11 protein-coding genes are annotated in these 13,780 nt (G+C 64.0%); 3 read left to right on the top strand and 8 right to left on the bottom strand.

Annotated features, from left to right (window positions below; all coding sequences use genetic code 11):
- Positions 1-251: 251 nt before the first annotated feature.
- The 7 genes from BVH06_RS14410 to xseA all read right to left on the bottom strand — a co-directional run bounded on the left by BVH06_RS14410 (position 252) and on the right by xseA (position 8,958).
- Complete coding sequence (locus tag BVH06_RS14410) at positions 252-1,532, bottom strand: mechanosensitive ion channel family protein (RefSeq protein ID WP_075934497.1); 1,281 nt, start codon at positions 1,530-1,532, stop codon at positions 252-254.
- Between the two features lie 194 nt (positions 1,533-1,726).
- Positions 1,727-4,207 (bottom strand): TonB-dependent receptor, encoded by a 2,481-nt coding sequence (locus BVH06_RS14405; RefSeq protein WP_075934496.1) that lies wholly within the window; start codon positions 4,205-4,207, stop codon positions 1,727-1,729.
- A gap of 146 nt (positions 4,208-4,353) precedes the next feature.
- Positions 4,354-5,325, bottom strand: a complete 972-nt coding sequence (locus BVH06_RS14400; protein ID WP_075934495.1) for a DUF4880 domain-containing protein — start codon at positions 5,323-5,325, stop codon at positions 4,354-4,356.
- Complete coding sequence (locus tag BVH06_RS14395; protein WP_075934494.1) at positions 5,322-5,843, bottom strand: sigma-70 family RNA polymerase sigma factor; 522 nt, start codon at positions 5,841-5,843, stop codon at positions 5,322-5,324. The genes BVH06_RS14400 and BVH06_RS14395 overlap by 4 nt, the downstream gene beginning before the upstream one ends.
- A gap of 156 nt (positions 5,844-5,999) precedes the next feature.
- The gene (locus BVH06_RS14390; RefSeq protein WP_075934493.1) at positions 6,000-6,668 is read right to left on the bottom strand and encodes a glutathione S-transferase; all 669 of its coding nucleotides are present in this window, start codon (positions 6,666-6,668) and stop codon (positions 6,000-6,002) included.
- Between the two features lie 76 nt (positions 6,669-6,744).
- The gene (locus BVH06_RS14385; protein WP_075934492.1) at positions 6,745-7,566 is read right to left on the bottom strand and encodes a M23 family metallopeptidase; all 822 of its coding nucleotides are present in this window, start codon (positions 7,564-7,566) and stop codon (positions 6,745-6,747) included.
- A 12-nt stretch (positions 7,567-7,578) separates the two neighbouring features.
- On the bottom strand, positions 7,579-8,958 hold the full coding sequence (gene xseA / locus BVH06_RS14380) for an exodeoxyribonuclease VII large subunit (RefSeq protein ID WP_075934689.1): 1,380 nt from the start codon (positions 8,956-8,958) through the stop codon (positions 7,579-7,581).
- A gap of 148 nt (positions 8,959-9,106) precedes the next feature.
- Between xseA and BVH06_RS14375 the strand changes: the two genes are divergently transcribed.
- Both BVH06_RS14375 and BVH06_RS14370 read left to right on the top strand, forming a co-directional pair.
- A complete protein-coding gene (locus BVH06_RS14375) occupies positions 9,107-9,853 on the top strand; it encodes a response regulator transcription factor (protein ID WP_075934491.1) in 747 nt (248 codons plus the stop codon).
- 29 nt (positions 9,854-9,882) lie between these two features.
- Positions 9,883-11,205 carry an ATP-binding protein gene (locus tag BVH06_RS14370; protein WP_139315659.1) on the top strand — a complete coding sequence of 441 codons (1,323 nt, stop codon included), beginning with the start codon at positions 9,883-9,885 and terminating at the stop codon, positions 11,203-11,205.
- 444 nt (positions 11,206-11,649) lie between these two features.
- Here the strand turns inward: BVH06_RS14370 and BVH06_RS14365 are convergent, their stop codons facing one another.
- Complete coding sequence (locus tag BVH06_RS14365) at positions 11,650-12,549, bottom strand: LysR family transcriptional regulator (protein WP_075934489.1); 900 nt, start codon at positions 12,547-12,549, stop codon at positions 11,650-11,652.
- A 163-nt stretch (positions 12,550-12,712) separates the two neighbouring features.
- Between BVH06_RS14365 and BVH06_RS14360 the strand changes: the two genes are divergently transcribed.
- Entirely contained in the window at positions 12,713-13,765 is a 1,053-nt protein-coding gene (locus BVH06_RS14360; protein ID WP_139315647.1) for an SDR family oxidoreductase, read from the top strand.
- Positions 13,766-13,780: the final 15 nt, after the last annotated feature.

Genomic DNA, 13,780 nt, shown 5'->3' with positions numbered 1-13,780 from the left:
GAAGGCCGGCGTGGGCCGTGCTGAATAACAAGAGAAAACGAAAGACGAGAAGGGGGCCGGCAGACCCTAGCGCAGTCGCTGAGCGACCAAGCAAAGATTGGCGTGTTGCCGAAGGAGGATGAGGGTCTTGGAGATAGTCATGGCCTCAACCCTAACCACTGGGGGTAAAGCTGGCAAGCCTGTCTTTGAAATTGGTGAAAACCACCAAGGCTTGAGCTTTGGTGGTTTTTTATTGCTGAGTAAAAGGTTTTTTAGCCTGGAAGTTGCGCGGTGCTGTCGGCTCGCGCCACCGCGTGCAGGTTGGGGCGCAGCTCGCGCATGTCCGCCCCGCTCGGGTGTTGGAACACCCGCAGGCCGAACTCCGGCAGGATCGCCAGCAGGTGATCGAAGATGTCCGACTGGTAACCCTCGTACGGCACCCAGGCCACGGTGTTGGTGAAACAGTAAAGCTCCAGCGGCAAGCCGTCGGCGGTGGGCTGCAGCTGGCGCACCATCTGGGTCATGTCCTGGTTGATGCCCGGGTGCTGGCGCAGGTAATGCTCGACGTAGGCGCGGAAGGTGCCCAGGTTGGTGACGCGGCGGGTGTTGGCCGGCTCCTGGGCGGCGTCGGCCAGTTCGGCGTTCCAGCTCAGCAACTCGCTCTGCTTGCTGCTCAGGTATTGGCCGAGCAGCAGGAAGCGCTGCAGCCGGGCGATCTCGTCCGGGCTCAGGAAGCGCACGCTGGTCTGGTCCAGGTAGATCGCGCGTTTGATACGGCGGCCACCGGACTCCTGCATACCGCGCCAATTCTTGAACGGATCGCTGATGAAGCGCTTGGTCGGGACGGTGGTGATGGTCTTGTCCCAGTTCTGCACCTTCACCGTGTGCAGGGCGATATCGATCACCGCGCCGTCGGCATTGAGCTGCGGCATCTCTACCCAGTCGCCGACCCGCACGATGTCGCTGGACGAGATCTGCACACTGGCGACCAGCGACAGCAGGGTGTCTTGGAAGATCAGCATCAGCACCGCGGCCATGGCGCCAAGGCCAGACAGCAGGATCAACGGCGAGCGGTCGATCAGCGTGGCGATCATCAGGATGGTGGCGATGGCGTAGATGACGATGGTCACCACCTGGATGTAGCCCTTGATCGGCTTCAGGTGCGCATTCGGCCGGCGCTGGTAGAACAGGTTGACCAGGTTCAGCACGCCGCCGATGGCCAGGGCGATGGTGAGGATGATGAACGCGCTGCAGACGTTCTCCACCACCGTGACCACGGCCTCGGGCAGGTGGGGGATCACCTTGATGCCGCTGGCCAGGATCAGCGCCGGCACGATGTTGGCCAGTCGGCGCACTACGTGTGAATCGGCCAGAGCCTTGTCCTGACCCACGGCGGTGGAGCGCAGCGCGCGGTACAGGCCGCGTACCAGGATGCGCTTGACCACCCAGTTGGCCAGCCAGGCGCCAGCGACCAGCAGGCACAGGCTGATCAGGGTATGCAGTTCGGGGTATTGCTGCAGCCACGCGAGTGTGGCCTGGTAGTGTTCTTTCATCACGTCTCTCGCTCGTTTCATGACCGCCATCGCCGGCGTGCCGGGCGATGGGGCGCGTACCTTAGCAAACCCGGGTGACGGACGGGCGCACGCGCACGATTTACTTACCTTTCAGTTAGGCGAGCATTGAATGGTACTGAATTCGAGGCGTCAGGCGGGGCGCCCCCGGCCAAAGCACGGGGGCTGAGGGGCGATCAGAACTCGCCGCGCAGGGTCAGGGCGAAGTTGCGGGGCTCGCCGTAGTAGTAGTTGGCGCCGGTTATGCCAATTTTCTCGTAGTAGTACTTGTCGAACAGGTTGTTGGCGTTGAACTGTGCCGAGTAGTGCTCGTTGAAGCGATAAGCGATCATGGCGTTGTATACCGCATAGCCGCTTTGTTCGGCGCGGGCGGTTTTCGCCGCATTGGTTGCGTAGATATCGCTCTGTGCCTGAACGCCGCCGCCTATCGTGAAGCCAGAGAGCTGGCCCGGCAGTTTGTAAGAGGTGAACAGTCGCAGCAGGTGTTTGGGATCCGTGGTGCGCAGGGCATTGCCCTGGTTACCGGCGGTGTCCTTCAGGTACTCGGTAGTGGTGTAGGTGTAACCGCCGGTGACCTGCCAGTCAGGAAGTACCTCACCGGAAATTTCCATTTCGATGCCTTCGCTGCGGCTTTTACCTGCCGCCGTTTTGCAGAACCCTGTCGGGTACGAAGGAAGGCATTGCTGCACGCCGTTGGTAATGGATGGATCGTCCAGCGCCTTGCCAATCAGGTTGGTACGAAATACGGCAATCGAGCTGTTCAGCCGGCCTTCATAGAACTCGCCCTTGAGGCCGAGTTCGTAAACCTCGCCAGTCATTGGTTTGAGTACCGAGCCTGAAGAGTCGAAGACCGCCTGCGGGGCGAATATCTCGGTGTAGCTGGTATACGCGCTGATGTTTTCGGTCAGGTCATAGATCAGCGCGGCGTAGGGAACGACTTCTTGAGTAACCTTGTAGTCGCCTGTATTGCTGTTCTCATTGGCGAAGTCGTACCAGTTCAGGCGTGCGCCGATGATGGCGTTTAGCGGATCTGCCAGCGACATGTTTAGGGTCGCGTAGGTGGCTTTCTGAGTCGTGATGGTGTGCGCTTGGGGATTCACTGTCGGGCTGACGCGAGTTTTGTTGACCGCCGACGGATCCCAGTTGCGCACGTCTACCCCACGGGCGTTGTAGCCCCATACGGATTCGTTGCCGATGGCATCCGCTTCGTTCCACTCTGCACCGACGGTGAGCCGGTGTTCACGACCGAGCAGGCTGAACGGGCCATCGAGTACAGCACCGACATTGCTGTAGTTGGTTCTGCCGCCGCCATCGCTGAAGTTGTAGTTCACGTCCCACAGATAAGGGTTGGTCGCGCCAGCCGTTCTGGCCAGCGACGTTTGCTGGAAACCGTGATCCTTGTAGGCAAGGCGGCTGCGGTTGCCACTCAGCTTGAGATTCCAGCCATTGTCGAAGGCGTGCTCAAGCTCCAGAAAACTGTGAGCGTTGGTGCGATCCCAGCGTGCCCAGTTGGCACCTAGAAAGGTCGAGCGTGAGAACGACAAGGGCGAACCGTCGAAATCGGGCACCAGGCCGCCCCAGGCACCTGTGGCATCCATTTCCGTGTATTCGAAACCACCGGTCAGCGTGGTGCTTTCACTGAGATCAGCTGCCAGCACGGTATAGAGCACGTTCTTGCGCTCCATGCGGGCGTCCTGAAAGAAATCCTTGTCGCTGTGCACCGCAATGACTCGCCCGCGGATGGCACCACCTTCGGTCAGCGGGCCGGAGATATCGGCGGTGTAACGGTTTGCGTCCCAGGAGCCAGCGGTGTAGCTGGCCGAGCCGTGAAACTCATGGGTTGGGCGTTTGCGCACCATATTGACGGTGCCGGATGGGTTGCCCGAGCCGCGCAGCATACCGCTGGCACCGCGCAAAACTTCGACATGGTCGAGCGTCGCCACATCTGGCTGGATGAAGTTGCCGTTACGTGAGTCGATGTTCAGGGTCGCACCGTCGAATTGCAGCGCATCGATCTGATAACCACGGGAGTAGTAGTTCACCCGCTCGCTGTCGGTCTGGTCGACCACCACGCCCGGTGTCTGCTGAAGCATTTCCTTGAGGTTGGTGAGGTTCTGATCCTTCATGCGTTGTTCGGTCAGCACCGTCACCGATTGCGGAGTGCGACGAAGCGATTGCGGCGTCTTGCCGATGCTCACAGTACCCGTGGTGTACGAGCCACTGCCTTCGGTAGTAGCGCCCAGGCCAGTGCTGCTGATCGCTGTTGCACCCAACTCCATGGCACTGCCTACGTCCATGCGCTCGCTGAGAATGAAGCTGCCGTTGCCCTGGTTCAGTGCTTCCATGTCGCTGCCTTGCAGCAACTGATTCAGGCCTTGATGAACTTCATATTCGCCTTGTAGGCCGGGCGAGTTCTTACCGGCGGTTTGCTGAGGTGTCGCAGCAAGGGTGATGCCGGCAGCGCGGGCGAACTGGTTGAGGGCATCGCTCAGCGGGCCTGCAGCAATCGAATAGCGTTTAACGCTGGAAGTGCTGCCAGGCTCGTTAGCCAGCAGGGTGGTCGGGGCAACGGCGAAGCTCAGGGCTGCCCCGAACAGGGCGTAGCGCAGGGCGCGATTGAGCGGGGTGAGGCGGGCGGCGTCTAAGCGTGGTTGCATGGGGCTCACTGTCGACAGAACGGCGATGAATAGGAATGGTTCTGATTCCTTGCCGAACCTTGTCGGAAAAACCGACAGTTTTTTCAAATTTATTTCAGCGCGAGAGCGATGTGATCATCAGCTTTGCATGCAGATGGGCGGGGGCGTCAGGCTGCTTTCACTTGAACCCACCAGCGCGTCATGTATTGCACGCGAATGGGGAGGGTCTGGGCCACGACGCGCAATAGCTCATCCGTATCGTCGAGACGGAACACGCCGGACAGACGCAGATCGGCAACGCTTCTGGTGTAGCCGAGATGCCCGTGGCGGTAGCGGCCTACTTCGTCGAGAAAATCCTCCAGGCGCATATCGCGGGTAACGATCAGGCCTTCGCGCCAGGCGGAGGGATCCATATCGGCCCGTTCGTAAAGTGAAGCGCTGCCATCTGCAACCCGGTAATGATTGCCGGCCGTAGCCTGAAAAACGGGTATGCCGGCTACCGCGACCTTACCTTTTTCGACGTTCAGGCTCATACAGCCATCACGTATGCGCAGGCCGAACCGAGTGACTGGTTCGGCTCCTGCCTTAGCCTCGAACAATCCATGCGGGGTGCTGACCCGCAATGGGCGAAGGCTGTCGGCGGTGCAGTTCACGAACAGCTCACCCTGGCGCAGAACGATCAGCCGCTGCCTGGCGCCCAGGCGCACGTCCACGGCGGTGGCCGTATTGAGATCGAGCTCGTCGCCGTTGCCGAGTGCCAGACGACGATGCTCGCCCACGGCGGTCGCCTGGTCGGCGAGTAGCGGCTGGATGACGGACAGATCCTTGGCCAGCCACGCGCTGCCTCCAGCGACAGCCGTCAGGGACAGCAGCTTGAGCGCTTGCCTGCGTTGCAGGCGCAACGCCGAATTCTCAAGGGTGTTTACGGTGCCCACGGGCAGGGCACGCAAGTCCTGGCTCAGTTCGGCGTGCATGCCGCTGACCCGCTGCCAGGCACGTTCGTGGCCTGGGTCGGCGCGCCGCCACTGTTCGCACTGGCGGCGAAGCGCTGGAGCGTCGTTCTGCTGCAGACGTATCAGCCAGCCAATCGCCTGTTTGACTCGAATGGCTTCCGCATCCTTGTTGGCCAGGTCGCTCATTGCTCTTCGTCGCCGTAACGCAGCTGATAGCAGTGGTACAGCGCGTCGGCGATGTAGCGCTCTACGGAGCGAACCGATACCCCGAGGCGCTCGGCGATCTCCCGGTACGAGAGGCCTTCGCACTGGGCCAGCAGAAAGGCAGTGCGAACCCGAGGTTTCAGACCGTCGAGCATTAGAGCGATGCGCTCGAGCAACTCCAGCACCAGCTCTCGGGCTTCGGGAGAGGGCGCTTCTGCGTCATCGAGGTGAGCGATGCTTTCCAGCCAAGCGCGTTGCAGCTCCTCACGACGCCAGTGATCGATCACCAGACCACGTGCGACGGTGCGCAAGAACGCGCGGGGTGTATCGATGGCAGTCAGGTCGCAGCGCTGGATAACGCGCAGAAAGGTGTCGTGGGCAAAGTCTGCTGCATCGGCGGCATTGCCAAGGCGGCCGCGCAGCCACGCTTTCAGCCAGCCATGATGGTCGCTGTACAGCGTGTGGATGACAGTGCTTTGCGGTGAGTCGAGGGCGGACATGGGTGGCTAGAAGTGAGTCTGATAATACCTCGCATTGTCATTCCCGGGCCGGCTCTTTGCAATGCTGCAGGCCTACGGACGATAAATGGCGCCCATGGATTTCAGCAGCTGACACGCGATAAGTGACGCGCGCCTATCGCCGGGCCGACCAGCGCTTCACTTGGCGTAGGCGTACTCGCCGCCTTTTTCCAGGGCGCGGCGGTAGGCGGGGCGGGCGTGGATGCGTTCGAGAAAGGCCATCAGGCGCGGGCGGCCGGCGTCCAGGCCGGCACGCGCGGCAGCGGCTTCCAGAGGAAAGCTCATCTGGATATCGGCGGCGCTGAACTGCTCGCCGGCGAACCAGGTGTTTTTGCCGAGTTCGCTTTCCAAGTAGTCCAAGTGCAGCTTGAGTTGCGGGGCAACGAAGGCGTTCTTGACCTTCTGCGCGATGCCGCGGGCGATGGGTTTGACGAAGAAGGGCATCGGGCTGTTTTCCACCTTGTCGAACACCAGCTTGAGCAGCAGCGGGGGCATGGCCGAGCCTTCGGCGTAGTGCAGCCAGTAATTGCAGCGCAGGCGCTCGGGGCTCTCGGCCGGTGGTAGCAGGTGCGGGCCGTAGCGGTTGGCGAGGTAGTCGATGATGGCGCCGGATTCGGCCAGGGTCAGCTCGCCGTCGGTCACGACTGGCGACTTGCCCAGCGGGTGCACGGCGCGCAGCCCCGGCGGGGCGAGCAGGGTTTTCGGGTCACGCTCGTAGCGCTTGATCTGGTAGTCGACACCCAGCTCTTCGAGCAGCCAGAGGATGCGCTGCGAGCGCGAGTTGTTCAGGTGGTGGACGGTGATCATCGGGGCTCCTCGGGTAGGTCGGGCGGCTGCCGCTCAGATTAGACGCGAACGTGCGACGCCGCCTGGCGACCTCGCCTCAGGGCTTGAAGGCGCCGATGAAGATCGCCGGGTCGACACGCGCATCGTTGAGGCTGACGTTCCAGTGCAGGTGCGGGCCGGTCGCGCGGCCGGTGGCGCCGACCTTGCCGAGCACGCCGCCACGGGGCAGCTCGTCGCCGACCTTCACACCGATCTCCGAGAGATGGCAGAACATGCTGATAAGGCCCTGGCCGTGGTCGACGAACACCGTCTTGCCATTGAAGAAGTAGTCGCCGACCAGGATCACCGTACCCGCCGCCGGCGCCTTGATCGGCGTGCCGCGGTTGGCCGCGAAGTCCAGCCCGGAATGCGGGTTGCGCTCTTCGCCGTTGAAGAAGCGGCGCAGGCCGAAGGGGCTCGACAGGGGCCCGTTGACCGGCTTGTCGAATAACAGGTTGCTGGGCTGGCGCGGGCTGAACTGCCGGTAGGCGCGGGTCTGCTCGGCCAGTTCCTTCTCGATGCGCGCGAGGTTCTTGGCGTTGGGGTTGACCTGCTGCTGGTTCTTGATGGTGATGCGCTGCTCGACGTACTGCTTGCTGCCTACCTGGAAACTCAGACGCTGGCCTGCGGATTCGATCTGTTGAGTACCGGGTTTGACGCTCAGCGGGATGCCGACGATGGCGATCCAGCGCTGCCCGTCCTCTTTAACCACCAGCACCGGCTTGCCCTGATAGGTGGCGCTCGGCGCGCTGGCGCCACTGCCCAGGTCGACCACTGCCACACCGCCGGGCACCGGCTTGTTCAACAGGCGGCTGATAAAGCCGTCGGCGTGGGCGGGCAGGGCGAGGCACAGGGTGAGCAGCAATATCAGTGAACGCATTGGGTTTCCTTATCAATCCAGCAACGACAACGTGACGGGCGCGAGATGATTGTCTTCGACGCGCACTTCAAGCTCGCCTTCACCCAGGCGCGCCTTGAGGCGTTGCCCAGGCTGGGTGGCAGCCGCGCTGCGAATCGCCCGGCCGCGCTCATCGAGCAGAATGCTGTAGCCACGGCCCAGGGTCGCCAGCGGGCTGACCACGTGCAGCGTCTGCATCTGGCTGTGCAGCGCCAGGCGGCGGGCCTTGAGTCCTTCCTTCATCGCCCGCGGCAGGCGTTCGGCCAGGCTGTCGAGGCGCTGGCGCAGCAACTTGAGGTGGCGCCCGGGATGTTGACCGGCCAGGCGGGCTTCGAGTTGCGCCAGTTTGTGGCTGCGCCCATTGAGCTGCTGGGCGAAGGCGCGGCGCAGGCGCATGTCCAGATCATCGAGACGCTGGGCCTGCTGGCGCAGCCGTTCGCCGGGGTGACGCATGCGCCGGGTCAGGCCGTCCAGGCGCATGCGCTCGCGGGCCAGGCGGCTGTTCATCGCCAGAGTCAGGCGCCGTTGCAGCACGCTGACACGCTGGGTCAGGTCGTTGCTGTGCGGCGCCAATAGCTCAGCGGCGGCCGATGGCGTGGGCGCGCGCACGTCAGCGACGAAATCGCTGATCGACACATCGGTTTCATGGCCCACCGCGCTGACGATGGGCGTTACGCAAGCGGCCACGGCGCGGGCCACGGCCTCTTCGTTGAAGCACCAGAGATCTTCCAGGGAGCCGCCGCCGCGGGCGAGGATCAGCGCATCGAAGCCCTGGGTATCGGCCAGTTTCAGCGCGCGGACGATCTGCGCCGTGGCCTCGCGGCCTTGTACGGCGGTGGGAATCAGGCTCAGCTCGACCTGCGGGGCGCGGCGGCGGAACACGCTGATGATGTCGCGGATCACCGCACCGGTCGGCGAGCTGACGATGCCGATGCGCCGCGGGTGGGCGGGTAGGGTGCGTTTGCTTTCGGCGGCGAACAGGCCTTCGGCGCCGAGCTTCTCCTTCAACGCTTCGAAGGCCAGGCGCAGGGCGCCATCGCCGGCGGGCTCTACCGCGTCGAGAATCAGCTGGTAGTCGCCACGGCCCTCGAACAGCGAGACCTTGCCGCGCACCTTGACCGCCAGGCCGTCGCGCAGCGCCTGGCGCACCCGCGCGGCGTTCTGCCGGAACAGCGCGCAGCGCACCTGGGCCTGGCTGTCCTTCAGGGTGAAGTAGATGTGGCCGGAGGCCGGGCGCGCCAGGTTGGAAATCTCACCCTCGACCCAGATGCCGCCAAAGACATCTTCGAGCAACAGGCGCGCGCGGTTGTTGAGCTGGCTGACGCTGAGCACCTCGCGGTCGAGGTTCAGGCGTTGGAACGGGTCTTTGATCATGGCCGGCATGATAAGCCGCACCGCGCGCGACGCGAAACCGCAAGGCTGCAAATGAGCTGAGTGCCCCGACGACTCGGCAGGGCGAAAGGCGCTGAGGTATCATCGGCATGCAAATGATAATCCTCTGCATAGCCGACCCTGCGCCTCGATGAATCCACTTTCCCTGGTTGCCCCACCGCGTGTGCTGGTCGTCGACGACCACCGCAAGATTCGCGAGCCGCTGGCCGTCTACCTGCGCAAGCACGCGTTCGACGTGCGCACCGCGGAAAGTGCCGAGGGCATGTGGCAATTGCTCGATGGTCAGCCGTTCGACGTGGTGGTGCTGGATGTGATGTTGCCCGACGGCGACGGTTTCGAGTTGTGCAGCCGCCTGCACCGGCGCAACGGCATGCCGGTGATTCTGCTGACTGCCCGCGACACCGCCAGCGATCGTATTCGTGGCCTGGATCTGGGCGCGGATGATTACCTCACCAAACCCTTCGAGCCGCGCGAGCTGGTGGCGCGCCTCAACAGTGTATTGCGCAGGCGCGGCCCGGTCGCGGCGCAGCCGCCGCGGGTCGAGCCTTCCGCGCAAGTGCGCCATTACCGCTTCGCCGGCCTGGCGTTCGCCAGTGGCAGCGCCAGCCTCTGTGACAGCGCCGGCCAAGCCACGCGCCTGAGCACCGCGGAGGGGCGCTTGCTGCAGGTGTTTCTCGATCATCCCAACCAGCTGTTGAGCCGCGCGCAACTGATCGACCTGACCGCGCGGGCGGACAGCGATGTGTTCGATCGCACCGTCGACCGCCAGGTCAGCCGCCTGCGTCGAAAGCTCATCGACACCTCCGGGCGTGACGACTTGCTGCGCACCGTATGGGGTGGCGGCTACATGCTGGTAGCGGACGTTACGCCAGCATGAGGGTATTGGCGCGTTTGTGGCCGCAGCGGCTGGTTCATCAGCTGGCGGTGTTGCTGATCATCGCGCTGCTCGCGTCCCACGCCATTGCCGTGCTGCTGTTGCAGCGCACTGGTGCGCTGGTGCACCCGCTGTCTCGCGCCCAGGTGCTGGAGCGCCTGAGCACCGCTTACCACGGCGCCACGCAGTTAGGCCCGGACGATACCGCACGGCTGCTGGCGGCCATGGGCGGCGCCGAGGCGCGTTTCTGGCTGGCCAACGATGCCGATGTGCAGCCGTTTTCGATGCACGCCGAAGAACGGCGCCTGACCGACCAGTTGGCCGGGGAGCTGCGGCTGCCGACGAGCGCGATCCACATGCAGCTCGAGCGTGTCGGTGGCGGCCCGGCCCGTGAGGATGTGCTGAGCCCGGCCGGTTGGGAGCCTCTGCGGCTGCGCAGCAGCATCAGGCTGCCTGGCGGGCAGTACCTGAATGCCTTGCAGCATCCCTCCGGGGCCTATGAGTGGAGTCGCCTGCTGGCCTACGCGTTGCCGGTCAGCATCGTGCCGATTCTGTTCATTCTGTTGTTCTTCATGGGCCGGGTGGTGCGGCCCTTCGGCACCCTGGCTGCGGCCACCGAGCGCATCAGCCGGGGCGAACGTGTCGCACCGCTGCCGCTGGAAGGGCCGCGCGAGGCCCAGGAGCTGAGCCAGGCATTCAACCGCATGCAGGAACGTGTCGCCCGCCATGTGGAAGGGCGTACGCGGATGCTGGCAGCGCTCAGCCACGACCTCAACACACCGCTGACCGAACTGCGCCTGCAGCTCGAACTGCTCGATGACGGCCCACTGCGTGAAGACCTGCTGGAAAGCCTCGACGAGCTGCGTGCCATGGTCGCCGAGACGCTGGATTTCATCCGCGACGATGCGGTGCAGGAACCCACGCTGCGGCTGTGCCTGAACGACCTGCTGCACGAGCTGGCGCAGCGTTATCGCACCCTCGATCAGCCCGTCAGCTGGCAGATCGCCGAGACGGTTTTCTGCCGCTGTCGGCCATTGGCCCTCAAGCGCGCCCTGACCAACCTGATCGACAACGCACTGCTGCATGGCGGCGATGCGCAGATTACCCTGCAGTGCCATTTATCCGGTGAGGTATGCCTGGAGATTCTCGATCACGGGCCGGGCATCGATCCGGCGAAGCTTGAGCAGGTCTTCGAGCCATTCGTGCAATTGAGCGGCGAACGGCGCGGCAAGGGGCTGGGCCTCGGGTTGGCCATCGCGCGTGCCTGCGTGCAGGCCCATGGCGGTGATCTGAGCCTGGAAAACCGCGCACCTGCGGGCTTGTGCGCCGTGGTGCGGTTACCGGCAGAACCTTGAGGCTCGAGCCATTTTACGCCCGCTCGCGTGGCGGGTGAGCGTCCATTGTTTGCTCCCGTAGCCTGGTGTAGAGCAGCGCGAAACCCAGGGCCCAGTTCGTAGGGTGGACGACGCTTCACCTACGCGGCCCGACCCGTCCGCCGCTCTGCGATCGCAATGGTGGATGAAAAGAGCGTCAGCTACGCGCCCCGATCCACCCTACGAACTGAACCACCCCAAGAAATCGGCCCTTTTTGTGGGAGTCGCGACCTCGCGGCGAATTAGTCAGGCACCGCCGATAGGCAGTCAGGCTGCAATCGTTTCGCCCCGAGGTCGGGGCTCCCACAGGTTGGTTTGAGTGGCCGCTATTGCCTTGCAGCGGTCTGTTTATGTCGCCTAAAAAGATCGTGAACAGGCTCTTGTAGCAGATCGAAACCCAGGCCCAGCTTGCGGGTACCGCCGCCCTCAGCCCCCGTTCTCGGTCTTGAGAAAATCCACGAAGGCGCGCAGCGGCGAGGGCACGTGGCGGCGGTCGTTGTAGTACAGGTACGGGCCGTCGAACGCCTGCCACCAATCTTCCAGTACGGGCACCAGCGCGCCCTGTTCGAACAGCGGGCCGAGGTATTCCTCGAAGGTGTAGATGATGCCAACACCGGCCACGGCGGCGCCCACTTCCAGATCCTGTGAAGACGACAACAGCGGCCCCTGGGGCGGCACGCGGACGATCTCGCCGTCCTTTTCTAGCTCCCAGACGCCCAGCTTGCCGCTCTCGAAACGGTGGCCGATCAGGCGATGCTCGAGGAGGTCGCGGGGGTGCTGGGGTGTGCCGTAGCGTTCCAGGTAAGCCGGTGCTGCGCCGGCCACGAAGCGCTGCCGGCGTGGCCCGATGGGTACGGCGATCATGTCCTTGGCCAGGCTTTCCTCGTAGCGCACGCCGGCATCAAAGCCGGTGGCGACCACGTCGATAAAGGTGTTGTCCATGGCCACTTCCACGCTCACGCCAGGGTAGCGCTCGAGAAAGGCGGGAATCAGGCGCGGCAGCACGAAGCGGGCGATGGGCACCGGCACGTTGAGGCGCAGGGTGCCGACTGGCTGTTTCGCCTCGTCGTCGAGATCGCTGAAGGCTGCGCCAATTTCATCGAGGGCCGGGCGGAGTCGCTCCAACAGGCGCGCACCTACTTCGGTGGGGTACACGCTGCGGGTGGTGCGGTTGAGCAGGCGTACGCCGAGATCGCTTTCCAGGCGGCGCACGCAATCGCTGATCGACGAGGCCGGCATGCCGCGCTTCTGCGCCGCCACCCGAAAACCGCCGGCTTCGACCACAGCAGCGAACAGGGCGACGTCCGTCAGGTTGGGCTGGCGCATGGCGATGACTCTTGAACGGGATGTTCTGATCGTACGGCTGAGCGTACACAGCGTCCAGTTTTATACGGCTTATCGTGGCCTGCGACCCGTTGAACAATGGTTCACGTCGACGGGCCGCGCTGTTGCGAGCCGTCGGACTTCCCACCGACGAGAGGAGCGAACAATGACAACCACCATCCTGCAAACGGCCACCTCGGCCAGCCCCGGCGCCACTTGGCGCAAGTGGCTGGCGACCCTCAGCCTGACTCTGGGCTTCGCCCTCGAGGCGAACAGTGCCCCCGCCCAGCAAACCGCACCCAAGCCGGACTGGACCCTGGCCGATATGCCATCCCAGAGCGGGCGCATCTTCCTGGTTACCGGCGGCACCAGCGGCATGGGCTTCGAGGATGCCAAGGCGCTGGCTGCCGCCGGCGCCGAAGTGGTGATCGCCGCCCGCAATCCGCAGCGTGGCAGGGAGGCGATGGCGCGCATCAAGGAGGAAATCCGCGGCGCTCAGGTGCAGTTCGAGGAAGTCGACCTGGCCGACCTGGCTTCGGTGAAAGCCCTCGGTGACCGGCTGAATGCCAAACTGCCGCGCCTCGATGGGCTGATCAACAATGCCGCGGTCATGGCGCCGCCTGAGCGCAGAACCTCGGCTGACGGCCATGAGCTTCAGCTGGCTACCAATTACCTGGGCCATTTCGCGCTGACCGGCCACGTGCTGCCGCTGCTGCGCAAAAGCACTGCGCCACGGGTGGTCACGCTGTCGAGCATCGCGGTGTTGCGTGGCAACATCGACTTCGATGACCTGCAGTCCGAGCGGGCCTACAACCCTTACGCTTCCTATGCGCAGTCCAAGCTGGCGACCCTGATGTTTGCCTTCGAGCTGCAACGGCGCAGCGAGCAGCAGGGCTGGGGCATCCAGAGCATCGCCGCGCACCCTGGCGTTGCCGTGACCGAGCTGATTGCCCGTGGGCCAGGGCTGGACAGCGAGTTCGGCCGCAACTGGGCCAAGGATCGCGACGAGTACCACTCTGCTGCCCAGGGCGCACTGCCGACGCTGTATGCCGCCACCGCCGGTCAGGCTCAGGGCGGTGCCTATTACGGGCCGACCGGCGAGGACGAAAAGCGCGGGCCGCTGGGCCTCGCTACGGTGCCGACGGTTGCTCAGGATGCCGAGGCCGTCGCACGCCTGTGGACGATTGCCGAGCAACTGACCGGCGTCACCTACCGCTGACTAACCGCCAGGAGC

This window comes from Pseudomonas sp. PA27(2017) (assembly GCF_001945445.1).
In the GTDB taxonomy this organism is placed as follows: Bacteria; Pseudomonadota; Gammaproteobacteria; order Pseudomonadales; family Pseudomonadaceae; genus Aquipseudomonas.
The sequence above is the reverse complement of the archived record's forward strand: the minus strand, read 5'-3'. Positions and strand labels throughout refer to the sequence as shown.

What these genes read in the sequence shown, in the direction of transcription:
- xseA (WP_075934689.1), bottom strand. Translation starts at nt 8,958, where the DNA reads ATGATCAAAGACCCGTTCCAACGCCTGAACCTCGACCGCGAGGTGCTC.
- BVH06_RS14375 (WP_075934491.1), top strand. Translation starts at nt 9,107, where the DNA reads ATGAATCCACTTTCCCTGGTTGCCCCACCGCGTGTGCTGGTCGTCGAC.
- BVH06_RS14405 (WP_075934496.1), bottom strand. Translation starts at nt 4,207, where the DNA reads ATGCAACCACGCTTAGACGCCGCCCGCCTCACCCCGCTCAATCGCGCC.
- BVH06_RS14360 (WP_139315647.1), top strand. Translation starts at nt 12,713, where the DNA reads ATGACAACCACCATCCTGCAAACGGCCACCTCGGCCAGCCCCGGCGCC.
- BVH06_RS14390 (WP_075934493.1), bottom strand. Translation starts at nt 6,668, where the DNA reads ATGATCACCGTCCACCACCTGAACAACTCGCGCTCGCAGCGCATCCTC.
- BVH06_RS14365 (WP_075934489.1), bottom strand. Translation starts at nt 12,549, where the DNA reads ATGCGCCAGCCCAACCTGACGGACGTCGCCCTGTTCGCTGCTGTGGTC.
- BVH06_RS14395 (WP_075934494.1), bottom strand. Translation starts at nt 5,843, where the DNA reads ATGTCCGCCCTCGACTCACCGCAAAGCACTGTCATCCACACGCTGTAC.
- BVH06_RS14400 (WP_075934495.1), bottom strand. Translation starts at nt 5,325, where the DNA reads ATGAGCGACCTGGCCAACAAGGATGCGGAAGCCATTCGAGTCAAACAG.
- BVH06_RS14385 (WP_075934492.1), bottom strand. Translation starts at nt 7,566, where the DNA reads ATGCGTTCACTGATATTGCTGCTCACCCTGTGCCTCGCCCTGCCCGCC.
- BVH06_RS14410 (WP_075934497.1), bottom strand. Translation starts at nt 1,532, where the DNA reads ATGAAAGAACACTACCAGGCCACACTCGCGTGGCTGCAGCAATACCCC.